The following is a 20,657-nucleotide window of genomic DNA, read 5'->3' on the forward strand; positions in this document are numbered from 1 at the left end:
GCAAAGCCAGATCGTCTTGATCAAGGCCTAACAATTCATTCAAGCCGACCTTGCTTCGCAAGGCGGCTTAATTCAGGCGTTAGGCCGCATGGACGAACTTCAGCAACTCCAAGATTGGTACTCCTCGCAGTGCAACGGCGATTGGGAGCACACGTATGGCGTCAAGATCGACACCCTGGACAATCCCGGCTGGTCCATTGAGATTGACCTGCGAGAGACTGAGCTAACGGAGCGCAGCTTTGAGCCACTAAGTCGCGGCGACACAGAGGACGACTCTGACTGGATTCGCTGCAAGGTAGAGCATGAGAAGTTCATGGGCGCTGGTGGCTGCAACAACCTGGCCGAGCTATTGCGTGCCTTCCTTACGTGGGCTGCGCGTGCGGCCTAACAATTCATTCAAGCCGAACCCGCTTCGCGGGTCGGCTTAATTCAGGCGTTAGCCGTCACCAAACCTTTAGGGAAATTCATACATGAGCGACAACCCCATAGTTCCATTCTCAGACATCCAATCAGGCGGCCTGGATCTTAACTTGGTTACAGATCAGGCACAGAAGATGATTCACGTACTTCGTCAGATGGGGATAAAAGAAGCCACCTTTGAGAGTGGGGTTTACTTCTCCCATGACCAAAACGACGGATCAAATACGCTAGCTGCTGACGGGGTTCTTGTTGAGCAAAGAACTCACACGACTTCAGTGACATTCCGTCACGAAGGCAGCACGGAGCAAGAAGCCATTTCCGAGCTGAACGCACTTGGCGTTACTCAGAAAGCGCAAGGCTCCTTTGCATCAGGAAAATCACAGCCTTGGGTATCTCTTCAGCATGCAAAAAATGAAGATCAAGATGGCTAACAATTCGTTCAAGGCGGACGGCTTCGCCGCCGCTTAACACCAGCGTTAGACCTGTGACACACGCTCCATCAGACGTTGAGATTGATAGACCGCTAGCCACCGAGGAACACTCGGTGATTCGCTGGCTTCTTGAGCACGGCGACGGAGACAACACCGCATTCCTGGCACAGCTCAATCATGCTCGCGTCATCCGTTTGTGTGCCTGTGGTTGCGCCAGCATAGGCTTATCCATAAACGGCAAGCGCCCCAAAGACTTGGGGATGCAAGTGCTCTCTGACTTCATGTGGCAAGATTCGCAAGGCCATTTGTTCGGTGCTTTCGTGTTCGAGCAGGATAGCCTTCTTGCAGGCTTGGACTTGTGGTCAATTGATGGGCAGAGCATTCCTGATGCAATGCCGCCAATTGAAGGGCTAGTTCCTTATGGCTCACCATCACAGGTCTAACAATTCATTCAAGCCGACGCCGCTTCACGGCGCGACTTAACTCAGGCGTTAGGCCGCATGGACGAACTTCAGCAACTCCAAGATTGGTACTCCTCGCAGTGCAACGGCGATTGGGAGCACACGTATGGCGTCAAGATCGACACCCTGGACAATCCCGGCTGGTCCATTGAGATTGACCTGCGAGAGACTGAGCTAACGGAGCGCAGCTTTGAGCCACTAAGTCGCGGCGACACAGAGGACGACTCTGACTGGATTCGCTGCAAGGTAGAGCATGAGAAGTTCATGGGCGCTGGTGGCTGCAACAACCTGGCCGAGCTATTGCGTGCCTTCCTTACGTGGGCTGCGCGTGCGGCCTAACAATTCATTTAAGCCGAACCCGCTTCGCGGGTCGGCTTAATTCAGGCGTTAGGCTGCTAGGGAAGCCAATGGTGACTACTCCACACTTCGAGACTGAGATCAAAGAAATATTTGATGGAACTACTCGCCGTTACGTGTTTAGCCGCGGGGTCAAGGGGCTAGTCCAGAATTCCCGCGATGCGACCCAAGTAGCCGTGTTTCTATCCTTCACCGACAAGACGGATTCGCTGATGTGGGAGCCCAAGCGTGTACTTCCGCTTCTGGCAAAGTTCGATGCACAAGCCGCACCGAGCGTTGACAGTTGGGCGCTAACATTTCCTGCATCTGTGGCGGATGAGGCATTGCGAGAGCTGGACGCGGTTATTGAGGGGCGGCGCTTCTATGCGTAAGGGCCCGCAGCCTAACAATTCATTCAAGCCGACTGCCACTTCGTGGCAGCGGCTTAACTCAGAGCGTTAGAGCCGTCTATAGATCAATGCAAATGAAGCCCCCAAAATCGATCCTCATCGCAACTCTTCTCCTTGCCATGGTTCATGCAGCCGGCCTTTGGGAGATGATCGGCATTTCAAAAACTCTTGGCGTGCCGCTATGGATGCCCTACATCACGCTGGCAATTTGCTATCTTTTTATTGCTCTATTGCTGGCCATGATGCTACGCGGCAAGCGTTGGGCGCGCACCACATACACGGCCTTAGCTGCTTTTGGCCTCCTAGCAACTCTTTCTCATGCCACAGGCATAAGCACTCTCGGGCTGACTGCCCTGGCAACAAAGATCGTGGAGGTCATTCTTCTCTACGTTTCGGCCAGCAACCAATGGTTTAATCGGGACGGCCCTAACAATTCATTCAAGCCGACACCGCTTCGCGGCGCGGCTTAATTCAGGCGTTAGGCCGCTCGGGAGCAATTTCGTTGGCACAATTCCAGTTCCAGCCAAGATGGAAAGAGGAGCTTGTGTGTTCACATCCCGCAGGCACTTTCGTTTTGGATATGCCAATGGGTGTGGTATCCGTCGTCCTGCCCTCTGAAAAATCATGGCCAAAGCACTCGCCCTCTTGGGCAAAGCTACTTTGGCCGCAACTGCACGCAGAGCTTGCCGCTTGGTGTGCATCCAACAATATTCCGCTCTATGTCGAGGATAACGTCCGTGTTTGGTAAACACCCGTCTCGGGAGCGGCCTAACAATTCATTCAAGCCGAACCCGCTTCGCGGGTCGGCTTAATTCAGGCGTTAGGCCGCATGGGAAGAGGGTCGCAACTTGTCAAAAGGGTCGTGGGTTGGCTGCTTCTCGCGGCTTCTGCGTACATTCTTGGAGCCGGACTGATCATTTCGGCATCAATACTCGAATGGATAGACTTTCCCATTGACCGGCGAGGAGAGTGGGCACCGCTTACCCTACCAATCATTATCGTGCTATCGGTCGCCTGGGGCTTCCTAGGCTTTCGCTATCTGGCGTGTACGGGTACGTACCGTACTTGGCAAGTGGTCACGGTGATGGCTGCTCTAGCAGTGGCGTCCGCCTGTTGGCTCAGTTGGCAGTTCGGCTATGCTGCGGCCTAACAATTCATTCAGGCCGACGCCGCTTCGCGGCGCGGCTTAACTCAGGCGTTAGGTGTCCGTGACAGAGACTCTCCCACCCCATGTAAAGCGAATGCTGGATGCGTTTAGTAAGCCGGCGGAAAGGCTTAGGAAGGAGAACCCGAAAGGGAGGTGGGAGCACACCTTTCAGCGAAACGCCTCATTGATTTCCGCCCCTTGGGATTATGAAGGCGGCGTAGTCGATGAAACACGCGAGATCACCTTCCTACGCGACTTTTTCAACCTCTTCCATGAGTGTATGCACTCGTGTCAAACAATGGATGTGATTAGCATCCTGACGCGGCAAACGCTCTCACAAACCCCTGACGAGCACTTAACTGCCGTAATCACCTATTGGAGCGAGTCCTACCTCAATGAGGTTTACATCCTCAAGCTTCGGCTTGGTGACTTCGTCACCTATGCCGAGCGAAAGTATAAAAAGGACAAAGATTTCGCAGAGCCAATTGTCGGAGTCTGCAAAGATCTCCGAGAGTTCGCCGAGAAGCAGCTTGCTCCTTTCATCACTACCAGAGGAGAGCATGTTCATAGTCGTCGCTATCGAAACAGTGACCCAGAACTGGCGAGGCTCAGCGCACTTGACCTCTCAATCAATGCACTCGGCCAAAGTGAGCTGAAGCCCTTGAGAGAAGAGGCGGTTCAGGCAGCAACCGCATGGCTTTTCAAGCAAACCGACCTAGCGGCTGAGATATGTTGGGGATTGTTTGATGGGACTTGCATGGTTCTCGCTGAGGGAATTGTTACAGAGAACGACTGGATCATCGTCCCCATCCCCTTTAAGGACAATCCAGAACCCTTCCTCAAGGACTGCGCCGCAGACACCTAATAATTCGTTCAAGCCGAGACCGCTTCGCGGCTCGGCTTAAGTGGTAGCGTTTCCCACTCCGCCGTGCCGCGCAGCGGTCCGGCTTAACTCAGGCGTTAGTCCGCAGGAAAGCATATGGTGTTCCTTACCTTGGCAGTTCCTCCGCTACTGGCGTGCGCTGCTGCCGTTGCGGCATTCCTGTGGGTGCTAGCCAAAGGTTCGCTTCCGGCACTCATCTCAGTCGTGGTGAGCACCAGCGCCGCATTAGCATCTTGGTTGTCGGTAGCCTGGCTCTTGCGGGATGGTATGGGGCCGGACGCAGTTACATCATCCGGTATGGACGCGCTGCATAGAGTTGTTCCATCCACCATCATCCCATTGGTCGTATGGGCCGTAGTCAACGGGCTCTCTGTTCGTCGCTACCGGTCGCGTCCTGTACACGCGGCCTAAAAATTCATTCACGCCGTCGCTGCTCCGCGGCGTGGCTTAATTCTGGCATCAGCCCTCACAGCGGAGAGTCTCTTGGAATCTGTCGAGCCACTTCTTCGCGAACTGACTGCCATCAAGTGGCTGCTCGCGTTCATCGCTCTTGGCGTTGCTGCGATTGTCGGAATTTTCTTCTTCTTGGCGCTCAACATCATAAGCGTGATGCGAGAAAGCCGTCGTGATAACGCCAGTCAATCCAAACACAATGAGCTAGAGGACCTACTCGCCACGGGCCAAAGCACGGCAGCGAAATTCACGGCCATGGAGTGGGTTGGCGCTCAACCCAGACGCCCTGAGGCCCACTGGGCTCTTGCCAAAGCGCATTACCAGCTTGGCGAGCTCTCCGAGGCGAAGCAGGTTCTAAAGGGCCTGCTCAGAGTCGCCCCAGAGGAACACTATCGAGTTGATGCATGGCTAGAGCTTCTTGAGGCAGAATTTGCCCAAAAGCGGCCCAAGCCAGTTCAATAGATGATGGCTGAAAATTCATTCAAGCCGAACGGGCTTCGCGGCTCGGTTTGGTTCAGACGTTAGGGCGTATGAAGAACATCCGCACAATTTTGCTGCTTGCTTTTCTTGGCATATTCCTCTCTGCCGCGATTGGCTCGTTGGTGCTCTTTGTTTTTCCATCCGGCTTGGCTTCGGTCGCTTATTTGTGGCCTGGCGCGCACATCGCTCCAATACTCAGCAAGATCACTCCAACCGCAGTTGTGTGCTGGCTCGTGCCGGAAGGAGGGGCACCCGCCTACCTCTTGCTCGTTGTCACAGGAGCGCTTTTCTCGTGGGCTGTACTCTTTACGGCAGCAGCATTCGTTATCGGTTGCCGAGTACAGCTCAACCACTCATTCAAGCCGAAGCTGCTTCGCGGCTCGGCTTAACTCTGGCGTGAGGCGGCTATGCGGGCGCCCCCCTGTCCACACTGCGATTCTCCGTTGAGCTTCTCGTGGGCTGACTTCGTCTTTCTGAGCAATCGCGGTCGCGCGGCGCTCTTCTGCCTTAGTTGCAGGAAGACGTGTACAACGGGTCAGACCACTGGAGTCATGTCCTTTTTTGTCAGCCTCTTAGTCGTTGGCACGCCTATCTATATGCTTTTTCTCGCCGGACTCTTTTCATTCCCGGAGTGGTCCAAGGCCGTAGCCATAATCGTTGCTGTTCCATTGGCCATGGCAGTTCGCGCGTATTTCATGGAGCGGCTTGCCGATGAGCTTGTGGTTCACTGAGGTACCGCCTCACAATCCATTCAAGCCGAACCCATTGCGCCGGTCCGCTTGATTCGGGAGCTAGGAAACCCATGAACCCTCTCTGTTGCTTGCTTGTTGCAGCGACTCTCGTCCCTTGTTCTGCTGGTGCGCAGAAGTTCTCGGCTGAGGACTTGATTCGTGTCTCATGCAGCTCCAACGACGCAGGAAAGACATGCTTCGGGTATGGAGAGATTTACACTGATGGCACATCAGACGCTTGTGGCAGGATCCCTGGCGGCCCTGAGTTCGCCCTGACAATGGTCTATGAAATCTCAGGCAATAGCTTGTGCGAGACCGTTACGAAGACAAGCGATCCCAAGACCATGCTGGTTGGACAGAAATTCTGCTCAATCTACGTAGAGCGCAATCCTCGATAATTCACGTATCGATTCAGCGATGATCCGCCAACCAGAATACGGCATTCTTACAACGCAACCAGATCCGATAAATGGTGCCAGCACCTGGTGGATGCATTGCCATGAAGCGGTTACCTAACAACTTATTCAAGCCGACACCAGTCGTGGCGCGGTCTGACTCAGGCGTCAGGCTTGCCTTGAGACTTCGATGACAGTCGAGAAAAAGACAGCTTTCAAGCGCGCCAGAAACCCCATGCCGGCATCTGTGGAAGCCGCATTGAACGAGCATGGGCTCCTGGAGGCATACCAGGCGCGACCGCCCTATCAGCGGAATGACTATCTGGGCTGGATTTCCCGCGCCAAACGCGATGCGACCCGGCAAAAGCGGATTGATCAGATGCTGGCCGAGCTCAAGGAGGGAGGAAAGTACATGAACATGGCCTGGTCCGGCGGCCGATCTCAGACCTGACAGCTTCAGGCACGAGTTCCCCTGGCAAGCAGTGCAGTCCGCCCACACGGCCCGTTCGGTGGAGCGTTCAACGGGCCGGGGGAAGACGCATGAGGGCATCCGCCAGCCTCGTTTATCACCACGGATCTGGCCTCCGCCTACCTTCCATTCGCATGGCCCGGCTATCTGCTAGCGCGGCCGCGCCGATGAACACGACACGCGAAGGCCGGTATGGGCTGGTCTTCGCGGTGTCTGCCGACGCAGCTTGGTAGTCTTGCGGCACCTGCCGCCGTGCCGGCAACGCAACCCGATGCCAACTGCACCGAGAGACCATGGCCATTCGAGGCGACGTGGACAAAGCCACCGATTTCCTGGCCACATGCACGGCCGGCCAGGTCAGGCATCCCTACGATGCCTATGTCTCGGACGATTTCCGCCATCACGACGCGTATTTCCCCGAGGCCCGGGAATCCTTGCCGCGGGGAATGGAAGAAAACGCGAAGATCGAGCCCGACAGGTCATTCACCGCCAAATGGGTCATGGAGGCCGGCGAACGGGTGGCACTGCTTTCCCATGTGCGCCGCAGCAACGTGGGGTATCGACATCGCCGTCATCCACATCCCGCGTTTCGAGAACGGCAGAATCGTGGAAATGTGGGATATCGGCCAGCAGAGGCATCTGCCGAACAGGCTACGCATGTTCTAGCCACTGGCACCACGGAGCAGTGGCAGTGCAGCACCAACCCGAGGACAAGCACATGGCCAGATACCTGATCTCCTTCCCCAGCGCGGCAATGGTCGTACCCGACGGCGAGTGGGAAGCGGTGGGGAACGATGCGCATAGCGTGATCCAGGAAGCCAAGGCCGCTGGTGTCTACGTCTTCGCCGGTGGCATCGACGAAGACGTTCCCCCTGTGCGGGTTTCAGCCGATGGCGCGGTCGCCGCGGGCGGCTATCCGTGGGCACCGCCGCTCAATGGTGGCTTCACCGTACTTGAACTGCCGACGCGCGAGGAGGCCGTGGCATGGGCCGCACGCGTGGCGAAGGCTTGCCGCTGCGACCAGGAACTGCGTGTTTTCGGACTTGATCCGCGGTCCTGATGGCGCAGGATGACGCGGATGCGACACGGCACTCCACTTCCAGGTCATTGCTTCATGGCGCAATCCGCCCCGATACCGACCCTTGAACCATGCTCCTGACCATCGCGCGCTACTTTGATCCCTGGGAAGCGCACATTCTGCGCGCCCGCCTCGAGGTCGAGGGCATTCCCGCCCGCGTCACCGGCGACCAGCACATCATCGCGAACTGGCCGTTGTCGGTGGCCCTGGGGGGCGCTGCGCTGCAGGTCCCGGACAGCCATGCCGGGCAGGCGCGGGAAATCATCACCGCATATCACGCCGGCATTCTCGAGCAGGATCTGATCGCCGCACATCCGGAGGCCGCGGAGGCATGTCCGGATTGTGGAAAGACGGAGATAAGTGCCACGGTTCCTCCCGGACAACGGCTGCTGGCCGTTGCCACCTTCTTCTTCGCGTCGGGTCCTTTCCCGACGCGCGCGTCGCGCATGACATGCAGGGCATGCGGGAAGCAGTGGCGGTACGGGGATCAGATAGCCACCTCGGCCACGATGCCTGGCAATTCCTCTGGAGAAGCGTCATGCGGCCCACAGTGAAGGCTGTCTGTATCGGCGCTCTCGTTGGCGGTGCGCTGGACCTGGCGTTCGCGATCGGCTTCGCCGCATCGAATGGGCTTGCGCCTTCCACGCTGCTCCAGGCCATCGCCAGCGGCTGGTTCGGGAGTGCGTCCTTCAATATGGGCGCGGTGAGCGTGGCCATCGGACTCGTTTCCCACTTCGCGCTTTCGCTGGGATGGGCGGCGCTGTTCGTCGCATTGGCGACGTGGTTCCGCTTGACGTCGCGCGCATGGTTGAGCGGACCGTTGTTCGGCGCCTTCGTCTTCCTCGGCATGCGCCTGGTCGTGCTGCCGCTGTCCGCCTTTCCCAAGCCGATGAACTTCGACATGCCCGGCGCGCTGTACGACCTGCTGTCGCATATGTTCCTGTTCGGCCTGCCGATCGCCCTGGCCGCGCGCTCCTTCCTGTCGGGAAGGCGGGCCTGACGGCATCCGGCGCATGCCGGTTCCTACTTCCACAGCACGGAGAGACAACGATGGATACACCCGGACGGCGTGAACTCGTCGAGCGCTATATCGCCGCCTACAACGCCTTCGACGTGGAAGGCATGCTCGCGACACTTTCGGCGGACGTGGTGTTCCAGAACTTTTCTTCCGGGCAACTCACCGCCCAGTCCGAAGGCAAGGACGAATTCAGGCGCTTGGCCGAGCAGGGCAAGGCGCTTTTTTCCGAACGCGAGCAGACCATCGTCTCCCTCCGCGAGGAAGGCGATTCGCTGGTCGTGGATATCGCCTACCGTGGCAGGCTCGCCCAGGACATCCCCGGTGGGCCGGTGGCGGGCACGCGGCTTGAACTGGCCGGACAGTCGGAATTCTCCTTCGGCGACGGCTGCATCACGCGGCTGGTCGACCGCAGTTGACGGACACGAAGCGGTGCCAGCCGGCCTGTCTCACCGGCGCCTGTTCGCCCATGCCACGCTCCCGGCGGAATACGGGCAGCGCCCGCCGATTGGAACATCGCCGCCGGGTCGGCGAAAATGGGACCTCAGACCGTCGCCACGCCGTCGCCGGCCCCAGCCAAGAGTCCCTGCATGAACATTGAAGCCTCCTCCACCCTTCCGCCGCGCGAAGCGATGGAGTTCGACGTGGTGATCGTGGGCGCCGGCCCGGCCGGGCTGGCCACGGCCATCCGCCTGCGCCAGCTGGCGGTGGAGAAGGGGCAGGAGCTGTCGGTGTGCGTGCTGGAGAAGGGCTCCGAGCCGGGCGCGCATATCCTGTCCGGCGCGGTGATGGACCCGCGCGCACTGAGCGAGCTGTTCCCCGACTGGCAGGCCAAGGGCGCGCCGCTGAAGCAGGCCGTCACCCGCGACGAATTCCTGTTCCTGGACGAGAAGAGCGCCAAGGCCACCCCCAACTGGCTGCTGCCCGGGTGCTTCCAGAACCACGGCAACTACATCGTCAGCCTGGGCGAGGTCACGCGCTGGCTGGCGCAGCAGGCCGAGACGCTTGAGGTGGCGATCTTCCCCGGCTTTGCCGCCGCCGAGGTGCTGTACGACGACGCCGGCGCGGTGATGGGCGTGGCCACCGGCGACATGGGCATCCACAAGGACGGCACGCCGGGCCCGAACTACGAGCGCGGCATGGAGCTGCACGCCAGGTACACGATCTTCGCCGAGGGCTCGCGCGGCCACCTCGGCCGCCAGCTGATCAGCAGATTCAAGCTCGACGAAGGCAAGGACCCGCAGTCCTACGGCATCGGCATCAAGGAGCTGTGGCAGATCGACCCGGCCAGGCACGAGCCGGGCCTGGTGGTGCATGCCGCCGGCTGGCCGCTGGACGACGACACCTACGGCGGCGCGTTCCTGTACCACGCCGACGGCGGCAAGGTCTCCATCGGCTACGTGGTGGGCCTGGACTACAGGAACCCTTGGCTGAGCCCGTTCGAGGAGTTCCAGCGCTTCAAGACCCACCCGGCGATCCGCAAACACCTGGAAGGCGGAAAGCGCATCGCCTATGGCGCACGTGCGATCACCGCCGGCGGCATCCTGGCGCTGCCCAAGACGGTGTTCCCGGGCGGGGCGCTGGTCGGCTGCGAGGCCGGCTACCTCAACGTCAGCCGCATCAAGGGCAGCCATGCGGCGATCAAGACCGGCATGCTGGCGGCCGAGGCGGCGTTCGAGGCCTTGGCGACCGGGCGTTCGCGCGATGAACTCACCGCGTATCCGCAAGCCTTCGAGGCCAGCTGGCTGAAGGCCGAGCTGCTGCAGTCCAAGAACTTCAAGCAGTGGTTCAAGAAGGGCCGCACCCTGGCCACGCTGATGACCGGCATCGAGCAGTGGCTGCTGCCCAGGCTGGGCCTGCGCAATGCGCCGTGGACGCTCCACCGCGCCAAGGCCGACCACGAATGCCTGGAACCGGCGTGCAGGCACACGAAGATCGACTACCCGAAACCGGACAACGTGCTGACCTTCGACCGGCTCAGCTCGGTGTTCCTGTCCTCGACCAACCACGAGGAAGACCAGCCCAGCCACCTGACGCTGAAGGACCCCACGGTGCCGGTGCGCATCAACCTGGCCGAGTACGCCGGCCCGGAAGCGCGCTATTGCCCGGCGGGCGTGTACGAATTCGTCGGCGAGGGCAGCGACACCCGGCTGCAGATCAACGCGCAGAACTGCGTGCACTGCAAGACCTGCGACATCAAGGACCCGACCCAGAACATCGTGTGGGTCACCCCGCAGGGTGGCGGCGGGCCCAACTACCCGGCGATGTGAGGCGGCGGAACGGCGTGACCGGATCGCAGGCTGAAGGGCATGCGAGCAGCTGGATGCGATCCGGCCGCTCGTCCATCGGATCGCTGTCCCGCCTATTGTCGGCCGTGGCCGCCTGCCTGCTGCTCGGCGCCTGCGGCCAGCGCGACGTGTTCAACCATTCCGCCGATGCCACGCCGCACGAGCGCGAACTGGAGCGCGCCTTCGCGCTCTGCGCCGGTTGCCACGACACCCGCGCCGACCTGGGCCATCGCGTCGGCCCCAACCTGCACGGCGTGATTGGCCGCCGCGCGGGCAGCGCGCCGGGCTATACCTACTCCGATGCGATGAAAAACAGCGGCATCGTCTGGGATGCGCAGACGCTGGATGCGTTCCTCGCCTCGCCGCAGAAGCAGGTACCCGGCACGCGCATGCGCAACGCCACGTCCGATCCGCAGCGACGCAGGGCGGTGATCGAGTATCTCTCGCGGCACTGACGGCGGGTTCGAGACCGTTCGCTCCTCGCGACGAAACAATCGGTGCTTTCGCGCCTTCGTTTCGTTGCAACAGCCGCGGCAACAGAGCATCTGCTGATGCGACCAGGTAACGGCGTCAGGTTCCGGCACCTTCCCCGGCGCTGTAGTTCTTCTGGCAATGTGTGCAGAAGAACGTGCGGCGATTCGTCCTGCCCATGTAGACCTTGCTGATCGGGCCGCCGCAGACGGGGCAGGTTCGGCGGGTGTGCACCTGCCAGTGTTTCCTCAGCTCGAAGATGCGTTTCCAGGCGAGGAAGTCGAAGCTGTATTCGCGCGCCTGCGCGATCAGCTGGCCGAGTTTCCGCGGCGGCAGGTCGCCGATGCGCGTGGCCGGGTGCACGCGGATGCGGAACAGCACTTCGTTCTTGATGATGTTGCCGACCCCCGAGAAGATCTGCTGGTCCAGCAGCGCGTCGCAGACCAGCATGTCGGGTGACGCCTTGAGCTTGCGGCGGGCCAGGGCTGGATCCCAGCGATCACTCATCACGTCCGCGCGCCAGTCGTAGACCTCGTCCAGCGGCTGATCGATGAACTTCACCGAGCACGCGTAGAAGTTGAGCTCGCCGTTGTCGAAACGCAGGGACACCCGCGGCGGCGTGGGCTTGCGTTCGTCGATCAGCCAGCTGCCGAACATCATCAGGTGGATGCGCATGCTGAAGTCGGCGAACTCGAGCAGGAAATGTTTGCCCCAGCTGCGCACGCCGACCACCTCGCATCCCTGCATGCGCGCCAGATCCTCGCGGGAATTTCCGCTTACCTGCCTTACCGCTTGGCCACGGAACCGCCCGGCGGCTTCGCGCAGCAGCACGATGGAAGGACCTTCAGGCATGCCGGCGGCGCTCTTCCGGCAGGTAGGCGGACGCACCGGTTTTCGACGGCGGTCTGCGCCCAGCCGCGCTGGCGCCTACGATCCGCCCATGGGCCGAAGCACTCCGGTCATGGAACATCGAACGCTTCCGGTAGGGAGAGTGCCTTACCGTCCCACCGTCTCCGTCATCCAGTCGTGAACCGATGCATGCGCATCCGTGAAGAAAGGGCGGTGCGTCCCAGGCGACATGCAAGGTTCAACGGAGAGTGGCGATACCGCACGCGGCACGCGACGGGCACGATGCTGCCCGTGCTTCGCACCCCATGCGCAGAAAGCGCGTCGCAACGATGTCCGCCTCTGCAGGGGCGGATGCTCCGTCAGCTCTGCTTGACCAGCCTGCGCCGGCCGGTGGCCGGGGCCTTTGGCGTGAGCTTGGCCACGCCCGGGATCAGGAAGTCGGCGACGCTGCGGCCATGCTTGGTCTTGGCCGCCAGCCAGCGCGGCATGCGACCGCGGCCGGTCCACGTGTTGCGGCGGTTGTCGGGGTCGCGGTACTTCGGCTCGACCCGCGCCCGCTTGCGCCTGCGCAGGCCTTTCGGCGTCGGCCGCGGCTGTTCCGCATCCAGCCCGAAGAGCTCCTCGATCGTGTATCCGACGCGTTGCGCCTGTGCGATCAGCATGCGCCTGATCTTCGCGGCCGGCTCGCGTTCGGTGAGCGCCCTGTGCCTGTCCTGGGCGGCCCGGATGAGGGTGTTCAACTCGCGGAGATTCAGCGGGATCAGGTCAATGCTCATGGCGTTAGCGTCGATTCCAGACCGTGCGGGTGTCAAGGCATGGTTTCCGCTGTCGCCGTAGCGGATCGGCATACCCATCGGGAGCTCGCACCGATTCCGGAAACGCGCATTGCAGGAACACGGACAAACCATCGCTGACGGTTGATCAGTAGCGTGGCATCGCATCGGCTCCCCGGGCCGCATCCATTCTGTCGCCATGTACCGGAACGCCGGGCGCCCGCGCATTGGCAGGAAGCAGCGGTTGCATCGTGTTTGACACCCGTTCGGGCATCGCGCCACAAGTTCCCGCAGGCATCGTCTAATTTATGTACTGGTCAGTTTGATATTCAGGGGCGATTCCATCGGCTAACGGATAATTCACACCTGTCGACCGGCAAGCGTTCCCCGCCAGTCGATCAAACCAAAATAAAAAGGTAATCCGTAATGAAGACTTCCCTGATCGCTCTGGGCCTGCTGGCCGCCCTGCCGTTCGCTGCTTCGGCGACCGATGGCCTGTCCTACAACTACGTGGAAGGTGGTTACGTGAACACCGACGCCAAGGGCGGCGACGCCGATGGCTGGAAGGTGAAGGGTTCGGCGGCGGTGCACCCGAACTTCCATGTCTTCGGCGACTACAGCGCCCAGGAGACCGACAAGTTCAAGAACGACGTCGACCAGTGGCGCCTGGGCGTGGGCTACAACTACGGCGTCGCCCCGAACACCGACCTGCTGGCCCGCGTGGCCTACCAGCGCTTTGATCTGCAGCATGCCCCCAACCTCAACGGCTACAGCGCCGAGGTCGGCGTGCGTACCGCCTTCACCCCGATGATCGAAGGCTATGCGCTGGCCGGTTACGAGGACTACAGCAAGAAGAACGGCTACGACCCGGACGGCGAGTTCTACGGCCGCGTCGGCGCCGCCGCCAAGTTCAACGCCAACTGGGGCGTGAGCGGCGAAGTGAAGCTGGGCAAGGGCGGCGACAAGGAATGGTTCGTCGGCCCGCGCTTCACCTGGTAAGCCGGCAGTACATCGTTTCAAAGGCGCGTGCTCTCTCTCCCCCGCGCCCCGGAGCCCGGTCCTCCCCGACCGGGCTCTTTCTTTTTGCGGGCGATGGGAGAGGAGTGCGGCGGTCCATGGGCGCCTTGCCGGGGATGGCGGGTGCCGGTGTGCTGGGGCTGGGGCTGGGGCTGGGATTTTTCGGGAAGGCCCCTTCGCGACTGAAGTCGCTCCTACGGGGGCCGCGGCCTGGGTGACGGACAATAAAAAGCCCGGCATTGCCGGGCTTTTTTCTTGATCTTCGCCGATTCCTACTTGAACAGCGTTTCCGGGTATTCCGGCTTCTGCTCGCGGGCCAGCAGCTGCTTGAGGCCATCGGAAGGGCTCAGTTCGCCATGCAGCACCGATTGCACCGCCTTGGAAATCGGCAGGTCGATGCCGTGGCGGCCGGCCTGGCGCATGACTTCGTCGGCGGTCTGCACCGATTCGACCACCTGGCCGATCTCCTTCACCGCGTCGGGCAGGCTCTGCCCACGACCAAGCGCCAGGCCCAGCCGCCGGTTGCGCGACAGGTCGCCGGTGCTGGTGAGCACCAGGTCGCCCAGCCCGGCCAGACCCATCAGGGTCTCGGGCTTGCCGCCGATGGCCGCGGCCAGCCGCAGCATCTCGTTCAGGCCGCGGGTGATCAGGCCGGCGCGGGCGTTCAGGCCCAGCTGCATGCCGTCGGCCACGCCGGTGGCCACCGCCAGCACGTTCTTCATCGCTCCGCCCAGCTCGGCGCCGACCATGTCGTCGCCGGTATAGGCGCGGAACGCCGGGCCGTGCATGGCGTCGGCGACCTGCTGGGTGAACGCGGCATCGTCGCCATGGACGGTGATGGCCGTGGGCAGGCCCAGGGTCACTTCCTTGGCGAAGGACGGGCCGGTGACCACCGCCAGCGGCACGTCCGGGCCCAGCACGTCGCGCGCGACTTCATGCAGGAAACGGCCGGAACCGGGCTCGAAGCCCTTGGTCGCCCAGGCCACGCCGGCACCGGCCGGCAGCAGCGGCGCCAGGGTGCGCACGGTTTCGCCGAAGGCGTGCGAGGGCACCACCACCAGGATCCAGCGGGCACCGGCGACGGTACCGGCCAGGTCGGTGCTGGCGCGCAGGGAATCGGGCAGCGGAATCCCCGGCAGGTACCGGGGATTCTCGTGACGGCGGTCGATCGCCTCGACCACGTTCGCGTCGCGCCCCCACAGCACGGTCGGGTGACCGTGCCGGGCCAGCAGGCTGGCCAGCGCGGTGCCCCAGGAGCCCGCGCCGAGGACGGCGATCTTTTCCGCGTCGTTGGTACTCATCCGCAGGGATGGACGCCGGTCAGGCGTTGCCGGCCGGCTCGGAATCGGCCAGCGAGGTGCCATCGGCCTGCTGCTGGCGCTGGCGCAGGGTTTCGGCGTACAGGCCTTCGAAGTTGATCGGCTGCAGGTAGAACGGCGGGAAGCCGCCGGCCTGGATCAGGTCCGACACCATCGAGCGCACGTACGGGAACAGGATGTTCGGGCACTGGGTGCCGAGCAGCACGTCGATCGCCTGCGGCTCCAGGCCGATCAGGCCGAACACGCCGGCCTGCTCCACTTCGGCCACGTAGGCGGTCTTGTCGCCGGCCTTGCAGGTCAGGGTCACGCCCAGCACCACTTCGAAGGCGTTCTCGGACAGGCGCTGCACCTTCTGGTTCAGGTTCAGCTGCAGGTCCGGCTGCACGTTCTCGTTGAAGATGGTCGGCGAGTTCGGGGATTCGAAGGAAACGTCCTTGACGTAGATCTTTTCGACGGTGAACGCCGGGCCGTTGTTGGCTTCGGCCGGGACGGCGTTGTTGTTCTCTTCGGACATTTCTCTAGGACTCCAGAACGGTTCGTTCGTTGAATGGGATTGTTACCCCACCTGCGATGGGGGCGGCGCCGGCCCTGCACAAGGGCTTAACGCCAAATGAAGGATCAGCCGCGGCCCTTGACCAGCGGCAGGTCCGCCGCCTGCCAGGCCGCGATGCCACCATCGAGCACGGATACCTGCTCGAAACCGGCTTTCTTCAGCGCCTTGGCGGCATTGGATGAGGCCGTGCCGGTGCCGGTGCGGCACACCAGCACCACCGGGGACTGCCTGGCCGAGGCCAGCAGCTTGTGCGCCGGGGTCAGCTGGGCCGGCTGCACGTTGCGGCTGCCGGTGATGTGGCCCTTCTCGAAGTCGCTGCCCGCCGACAGGTCGATCACCACCGCGTTGCCGCCATTGATCAGGCGGGTTAGTTCGGCCGGCTTGATCGAGCGGTAGCCGCGGAACAGGCGTGCGATCTCGGTGACGATGATGGCGATGGTCAGGCCGGCGAAGGCCAGCGACAGCATCGGGTTTCGGCCAGCGAAGGCCAGCAGCTCTTCGTAATTCACTCGGGTCACGGTCAGACAAGCGGGCGGCGATTGTCGCACAAGCCGGCCGCGGGACGGCCAGCGGCTACTGGCCCTGCCACAGGTCCGGCAGCCCCTGCGCCTGCCACCAGCGCTTGGCTTCCGCGTCCCAGCGCCAGCGTTCGGTCACCATCACCGTGCGTTCGGCCAGGGTGTTGCGGTTGACCACGCCCATCTCGACCCGGCGCTCGACCGCACCGTCCGCAGCGACGCCGGTGGAGCGTTCGCGGTAGTTGGATACCTGCACCTGCCTGTAGCGCTCGCGCTGCAGGTCGGTCAGCGGGTGCGCCTGGCGGTACTCCGGGTCGATGAAACCCTCGGCGGCCTCGAAGTCGCTCCAGCGTACCGCCGCCACGTAGGCGTCCTGGGTCTGGGCGAGCTTGTTGCGCTGGCCGCGGCTGGGGCCGGCGGCCTGGGCGGCCATGGCCAAGCCCAGCAACAGGACGACGGCGGACTGGATGAGGCGTCGGTGCATGGCTTCTCCCCGGGGCAGCGCCATCCTACCCCTTGGCCAGGGCGACGAAGCGCCCTTCCAGTTCGGCGGCGCCGCCTTCGATCTGCGCGCGCACGGCGATGCGCGCCCGGCCACGCTTGCCGAACAGGGCCAGGAAGGCGTCCCAGTCCTCGCCCGGGGCGGCCTGCGCGATGGCGTCCAGGTCGCCGTAGACCGGCGCGCGGTAGCGGATGCTGCTGTCGGCGACGTAGACCTCGGCTTCCTGCCCGGCCAGCGACAGGCGCAGGCTCACCAGCGCCCAGCCGGCCAGTGTCATCACCGAGGCCAGGCTGCCGCCGAAGGCGTTGCCCTTGTCGTTGACGTTGGTGGCCAGCGGCGCCTGCAGGCGCAGCGCACCGTCGGCGTAGCCGGCGATGCGGATGCCCATCGCCGCGACCGGCGGCATCGCATCGAGGGTGGCCTGCAGGCGATGCAGCAGGGTGTCGCGGTCGGGTGTATCGGACATGGGGGCGTGCGGGAACGGGAAACGGAAAGCGCCCGCATAATGCATGGAATGAACAGCCGCGCCTATGTGCCGGCCGACACGGCCTGGTATCTGATCTCCCTGCGTCCTTCCGGCCAGCACGATGGCCTGCGGCGCGCCGCCGCCCGCTTCGGCGCGCGCACGGTGGCGGTTTCGCCATGGCGGCTGCAGGCCCGCGACGATGACACCACCCGTGGCCAGCTGGAGCAGGCGCTGGCATGTGACCGGTTGGTCTTCACCAGCCCGGCAGCCGCCACGGCCTCCGCCGGCTTGATGCCGCTGGAGCGGTTGGACGCCGGCCGCCTCGTCGCCGTAGGCCAGGGCACCGCCCGGGCCCTGCGCCGGCATGGCGCGGCGGCGGTGCAGGCGCCCGCGCGGATGGACAGCGAGGGCCTGCTGGCATTGCCGGCCATGGCGGACCTGCGCGGGAAACGGGTGGCGCTGGTCACCGCGCCCGGCGGCCGCGGCATGATCGCCGCCCAGGTGCAGGCGCGCGGTGCGCAGCTGCTGCGCGTGGACGTGTACGAACGTGTGCCGCTGCAGGTCCCGGCGAAGCTGTGGTCGCGGCTGCAGGCGCTCGACGCCCCCGCCGTGCTGGCGGTAAGCAGCGGCGAAGCGCTCGAACGCGTGATGGCGCAGCTGCCGCCCGCGCTGCGCCGGCGCTGGCAACGGCAACCGCTGGTCGCCGCCAGCGCACGGCTGGCCGGGCTGGCCACGACGCTCGGCTTCGCCGATGCGCATGTCGCCGCCGGCCCCCTGCCCGGCCAGCTCGCCGCCGCCGCGCATGCCGCCCTGTTTCCGCCCGCCGCCTGAGCGGCATGGCCGCGGCTTGCAGCCGCGCCGCGTCGCGGGCGATGCTTGAAGCGCATCGCCGCCCGTTGGGCCGCATGCCTGCCAAGGATGTCGTACCCCCATGAATGACGTTTCCTCCCTTTCTCCGCGGCACCGCCCGACGCGCTGGATCGTCGCCGGCCTGCTGCTTGTCGCGCTGTGCGCGGCCGGCGTGTTCGGCTGGCGGGCCTGGCAGGCGCGCCAGCACCAAGCCGAACGCGACCGCGCCACCGCCAGCCAGCAACTGGCGGCGTTGCAGCAGAGCGTGGAAGCGCTGCGCCGCGACCAGCGCGCCAACGCGCGCGGCCTGCAGGACGTGGCCGCCACCAACCGCATCCTGCGCGACGAGGTGCTGGGCCTGGGCCAGCGCAACGCGCTGCTGGAAGAGAACGTGGCGCGCCTGGCCGACCATTCGCGCCAGGGTGCGCAGGCGGTACGCCGCGAGGAAGCCGAACTGCTGCTCAGCCAGGCCCAGCAGCGCCTGGCCTATGCCGGCGACCTGGACGGCGCGCGGCGCCTCTACGCGCTGGCCGCCGGCGTGCTCGAGGAGATCGACAGCCCTGCCTACCTGAACCTGCGGCAGGCGCTGCTGCAGGAACGCACCGCGGTCGATGCGCTCGGCCCCGGCGTGCGCGCCCGCACCGCCGGCCAGCTGGCGCAGTGGGCCACCGCGCTGGAAGCGCTGCCCGAACAGGCCGAACAACCGGCCGACGCGCGCCGGCCGTGGTGGCAGCAGGTGCTTTCGCCGCTGGTGCAGATTCGGCCGGCCGATCCGCAGGTGCTGGTGGCCCGTTCCGAACGCATCGCCGCCGGCGACGCGCTGCAGATCGAACTGAGCCTGGCCCGCGCCGCGCTGGAACGGGGCGACACCGACGCATGGCAGCAGGCCGTGCAGCGCATGGACGGCTGGCTGCTGCGGCTGTGGCCGGATTCGCCGCAACGGCGCCGCCAGCGCCAGACACTGGCGGAACTGCGCGGGGCCGACCTGCACATCGCGCTGCCGGAACTGGGCAGCACCCTGCAGCAACTGCGCGCCATGCGCGACGGGAAGGAGGCACCATGAAAGCATTCCGTTGGCTGGTGGTGGTCCTGCTGGTAGCCGCCATCGGCATCCTCGGCGCGCAATGGCTGGGACAGGAATCGGTGCGCGGCATCGGCGAGGTGATCGTGCGCGCTGGCGGCAACGACTACATCGCCACCCTGCCGCAGGCGCTGCTGGCGCTGCTGATCGCCGGGTTGCTGCTGTGGCTGCTGTGGACGCTGCTCAGCGCACCGTTCCGCAGCTGGGCGCGCTACCGCCGCCGGCAGGGCCGCGCGCGGCTGATCGACGGCCTGCAGGCGCTGGACGGCGGCCAGTGGCAGCGCGCGGAAAAACTGCTGCTCAGCGCCGCCGGCGAGAAGCAAGTGCGCCCGATCGCGCTGGTCGCGGCGATGCGCGCGGCCGAGGCGCGCGGCGACGCCGCCAGCGCCGGCCACCACCTGCAGCAACTGGGCGCGCTGGACGCCACCCTGCACGCGTTGCACAGCGCCGAACGCTGGCTGCAGCAGGACAGGCCGCAGCAGGCCATCGACGCGCTGGACCTGCCGGCGATCCAGCCGCTGCCGCCGCGCGGCCTGTGGCTGCGCACCGAGGCGCTGGCCCGCGCCGGCCGCGCCGAGGAGGCCTATGGCCAGCTCGGCGCGCTGCGCCAGCAGCAGGCGCTGCCAGCCGATGCCCTGGCCGCGCTGGAGACCCGGCTCGCCCTGCAGATGCTCGACGAGGCCGGGGACGTCAACACCCTGGCCGCGCGCTGGGAAGTCCTGCCCAAGGCGCTGCGCGCCACGCCGGAGGCCTTGGAGCGCTACGCCTGCCGCGCGGTGGCGCTGAACTGGAACGACGCCGCCCTGCACGGCATCGAACAGGCGCTGGACAGCCACTGGGACGAAACCCTGATCGCGCTGTACGGCAATCTGCCGGTGGACAAGCTCGACTCGCGCCGCGCCAGCGCGCAGCGCTGGCTGCAATCGCATGCGTCCAGCCCCGCGCTGCTGCTGACCCTGGGCCGGCTGGCGCGCGGCCAGGGCCAATGGACCCAGGCCGAGGAATTCCTGCACCGCGCCATCGCCCAGGGCGCCGGCGCCGACGCCTGGGAGGAACTGGGCGAAGGCTTCGCCGCCGCGGGCGAGGATGCGCTGGCCCGGCAATGCCTGCTCAACGCGCTGCATCACCGCCGCGGCCGCGCCACGCAGCCGCTGCAGCGCCGCGACCTGCGCCAGCAGATCCAGGACCAGGCCGTGGCCGAGGAACGCGACGCGCACGGTTTCCCGCGGTTGCCGGGTTGAACACCGCTCGCTCGAGGACGC

General features: G+C 64.1%; 28 protein-coding genes. 21 read left to right on the plus strand and 7 right to left on the minus strand.

Annotation, left to right across the window (positions count from 1 at the left end; translation table 11 throughout):
- The first annotated feature begins 88 nt into the window (after nt 1-88).
- The 17 genes from CQ393_RS10665 to CQ393_RS10745 all read left to right on the plus strand — a co-directional run bounded on the left by CQ393_RS10665 (nt 89) and on the right by CQ393_RS10745 (nt 11,452).
- Complete coding sequence (locus CQ393_RS10665) at nt 89-388, plus strand: immunity 53 family protein (RefSeq protein WP_153191530.1); 300 nt, start codon at nt 89-91, stop codon at nt 386-388.
- 82 nt (nt 389-470) lie between these two features.
- Nucleotides 471-851 carry a hypothetical protein gene (locus CQ393_RS10670; protein WP_153191531.1) on the plus strand — a complete coding sequence of 127 codons (381 nt, stop codon included), beginning with the start codon at nt 471-473 and terminating at the stop codon, nt 849-851.
- 113 nt (nt 852-964) lie between these two features.
- The gene (locus CQ393_RS10675) at nt 965-1,294 is read left to right on the plus strand and encodes a hypothetical protein (protein ID WP_153191532.1); all 330 of its coding nucleotides are present in this window, start codon (nt 965-967) and stop codon (nt 1,292-1,294) included.
- Between the two features lie 57 nt (nt 1,295-1,351).
- Nucleotides 1,352-1,651, plus strand: coding sequence for an immunity 53 family protein (locus tag CQ393_RS10680; protein WP_153191530.1), 300 nt, complete (start codon nt 1,352-1,354; stop codon nt 1,649-1,651).
- A 71-nt stretch (nt 1,652-1,722) separates the two neighbouring features.
- Nucleotides 1,723-2,040: a hypothetical protein gene (locus tag CQ393_RS10685; protein ID WP_153191533.1), complete on the plus strand. Its 318-nt coding sequence runs from the start codon at nt 1,723-1,725 to the stop codon at nt 2,038-2,040.
- 92 nt (nt 2,041-2,132) lie between these two features.
- A complete protein-coding gene (locus CQ393_RS10690) occupies nt 2,133-2,528 on the plus strand; it encodes a hypothetical protein (RefSeq protein WP_153191534.1) in 396 nt (131 codons plus the stop codon).
- Nucleotides 2,529-3,299: 771 nt separating this feature from the next.
- Nucleotides 3,300-4,070 carry a hypothetical protein gene (locus tag CQ393_RS10695; RefSeq protein ID WP_153191535.1) on the plus strand — a complete coding sequence of 257 codons (771 nt, stop codon included), beginning with the start codon at nt 3,300-3,302 and terminating at the stop codon, nt 4,068-4,070.
- A 501-nt stretch (nt 4,071-4,571) separates the two neighbouring features.
- On the plus strand, nt 4,572-5,003 hold the full coding sequence (locus tag CQ393_RS10700) for a tetratricopeptide repeat protein (RefSeq protein ID WP_153191536.1): 432 nt from the start codon (nt 4,572-4,574) through the stop codon (nt 5,001-5,003).
- A gap of 68 nt (nt 5,004-5,071) precedes the next feature.
- On the plus strand, nt 5,072-5,410 hold the full coding sequence (locus tag CQ393_RS10705; protein ID WP_153191537.1) for a hypothetical protein: 339 nt from the start codon (nt 5,072-5,074) through the stop codon (nt 5,408-5,410).
- 927 nt (nt 5,411-6,337) lie between these two features.
- Nucleotides 6,338-6,598, plus strand: coding sequence for a YdeI/OmpD-associated family protein (locus CQ393_RS10710; protein ID WP_194269646.1), 261 nt, complete (start codon nt 6,338-6,340; stop codon nt 6,596-6,598).
- Nucleotides 6,599-6,927: 329 nt separating this feature from the next.
- A complete protein-coding gene (locus CQ393_RS10715; protein WP_228114464.1) occupies nt 6,928-7,350 on the plus strand; it encodes a hypothetical protein in 423 nt (140 codons plus the stop codon).
- The gene (locus tag CQ393_RS10720; protein ID WP_153191538.1) at nt 7,335-7,676 is read left to right on the plus strand and encodes a transcription initiation protein; all 342 of its coding nucleotides are present in this window, start codon (nt 7,335-7,337) and stop codon (nt 7,674-7,676) included. Before CQ393_RS10715 ends, CQ393_RS10720 begins: the two co-directional genes overlap by 16 nt.
- Nucleotides 7,677-7,765: 89 nt before the next feature.
- On the plus strand, nt 7,766-8,248 hold the full coding sequence (locus tag CQ393_RS10725) for a DUF2007 domain-containing protein (RefSeq protein WP_153191539.1): 483 nt from the start codon (nt 7,766-7,768) through the stop codon (nt 8,246-8,248).
- A complete protein-coding gene (locus tag CQ393_RS10730; protein WP_153191540.1) occupies nt 8,233-8,694 on the plus strand; it encodes a hypothetical protein in 462 nt (153 codons plus the stop codon). The genes CQ393_RS10725 and CQ393_RS10730 overlap by 16 nt, the downstream gene beginning before the upstream one ends.
- A 50-nt stretch (nt 8,695-8,744) precedes the next feature.
- Nucleotides 8,745-9,128, plus strand: coding sequence for a nuclear transport factor 2 family protein (locus tag CQ393_RS10735; RefSeq protein WP_153191541.1), 384 nt, complete (start codon nt 8,745-8,747; stop codon nt 9,126-9,128).
- A 171-nt stretch (nt 9,129-9,299) separates the two neighbouring features.
- Nucleotides 9,300-10,979: an electron transfer flavoprotein-ubiquinone oxidoreductase gene (locus CQ393_RS10740; protein WP_153191542.1), complete on the plus strand. Its 1,680-nt coding sequence runs from the start codon at nt 9,300-9,302 to the stop codon at nt 10,977-10,979.
- Between the two features lie 53 nt (nt 10,980-11,032).
- Nucleotides 11,033-11,452, plus strand: a complete 420-nt coding sequence (locus tag CQ393_RS10745; RefSeq protein ID WP_153191543.1) for a c-type cytochrome — start codon at nt 11,033-11,035, stop codon at nt 11,450-11,452.
- Nucleotides 11,453-11,567: 115 nt separating this feature from the next.
- On the opposite strand, the gene CQ393_RS10750 is transcribed toward CQ393_RS10745, so the two are convergent.
- On the minus strand, nt 11,568-12,320 hold the full coding sequence (locus CQ393_RS10750) for a DNA-formamidopyrimidine glycosylase family protein (protein WP_153191544.1): 753 nt from the start codon (nt 12,318-12,320) through the stop codon (nt 11,568-11,570).
- A gap of 356 nt (nt 12,321-12,676) precedes the next feature.
- Complete coding sequence (locus CQ393_RS10755) at nt 12,677-13,093, minus strand: H-NS histone family protein (RefSeq protein ID WP_153191545.1); 417 nt, start codon at nt 13,091-13,093, stop codon at nt 12,677-12,679.
- A gap of 423 nt (nt 13,094-13,516) precedes the next feature.
- On the opposite strand from CQ393_RS10755, the gene CQ393_RS10760 reads away from it, so the two are divergent.
- Nucleotides 13,517-14,089, plus strand: coding sequence for an Ax21 family protein (locus tag CQ393_RS10760; protein WP_153191546.1), 573 nt, complete (start codon nt 13,517-13,519; stop codon nt 14,087-14,089).
- Nucleotides 14,090-14,379: 290 nt separating this feature from the next.
- On the opposite strand, the gene CQ393_RS10765 is transcribed toward CQ393_RS10760, so the two are convergent.
- From CQ393_RS10765 to CQ393_RS10785, 5 genes are all read right to left on the minus strand, one after another.
- Nucleotides 14,380-15,408, minus strand: coding sequence for an NAD(P)H-dependent glycerol-3-phosphate dehydrogenase (locus tag CQ393_RS10765; protein ID WP_153191547.1), 1,029 nt, complete (start codon nt 15,406-15,408; stop codon nt 14,380-14,382).
- A gap of 19 nt (nt 15,409-15,427) precedes the next feature.
- On the minus strand, nt 15,428-15,940 hold the full coding sequence (gene secB / locus CQ393_RS10770) for a protein-export chaperone SecB (protein WP_153191548.1): 513 nt from the start codon (nt 15,938-15,940) through the stop codon (nt 15,428-15,430).
- A gap of 104 nt (nt 15,941-16,044) precedes the next feature.
- Complete coding sequence (locus tag CQ393_RS10775; RefSeq protein WP_343199935.1) at nt 16,045-16,488, minus strand: rhodanese-like domain-containing protein; 444 nt, start codon at nt 16,486-16,488, stop codon at nt 16,045-16,047.
- Between the two features lie 64 nt (nt 16,489-16,552).
- On the minus strand, nt 16,553-16,930 hold the full coding sequence (locus CQ393_RS10780; protein WP_228114470.1) for a hypothetical protein: 378 nt from the start codon (nt 16,928-16,930) through the stop codon (nt 16,553-16,555).
- 76 nt (nt 16,931-17,006) lie between these two features.
- Nucleotides 17,007-17,465, minus strand: a complete 459-nt coding sequence (locus tag CQ393_RS10785) for a YiiD C-terminal domain-containing protein (protein ID WP_153191550.1) — start codon at nt 17,463-17,465, stop codon at nt 17,007-17,009.
- 48 nt (nt 17,466-17,513) lie between these two features.
- Between CQ393_RS10785 and CQ393_RS10790 the strand changes: the two genes are divergently transcribed.
- The 3 genes from CQ393_RS10790 to CQ393_RS10800 all read left to right on the plus strand — a co-directional run bounded on the left by CQ393_RS10790 (nt 17,514) and on the right by CQ393_RS10800 (nt 20,636).
- Complete coding sequence (locus CQ393_RS10790; RefSeq protein WP_153191551.1) at nt 17,514-18,296, plus strand: uroporphyrinogen-III synthase; 783 nt, start codon at nt 17,514-17,516, stop codon at nt 18,294-18,296.
- Between the two features lie 100 nt (nt 18,297-18,396).
- Nucleotides 18,397-19,377, plus strand: coding sequence for a uroporphyrinogen-III C-methyltransferase (locus tag CQ393_RS10795; RefSeq protein ID WP_153191552.1), 981 nt, complete (start codon nt 18,397-18,399; stop codon nt 19,375-19,377).
- Complete coding sequence (locus tag CQ393_RS10800) at nt 19,374-20,636, plus strand: heme biosynthesis HemY N-terminal domain-containing protein (RefSeq protein WP_153191553.1); 1,263 nt, start codon at nt 19,374-19,376, stop codon at nt 20,634-20,636. The genes CQ393_RS10795 and CQ393_RS10800 overlap by 4 nt, the downstream gene beginning before the upstream one ends.
- Nucleotides 20,637-20,657: the final 21 nt, after the last annotated feature.

The sequence above is a fragment of the Stenotrophomonas sp. MYb238 genome (genome assembly GCF_009496535.1).
GTDB lineage: Bacteria > Pseudomonadota > Gammaproteobacteria > Xanthomonadales > Xanthomonadaceae > Stenotrophomonas.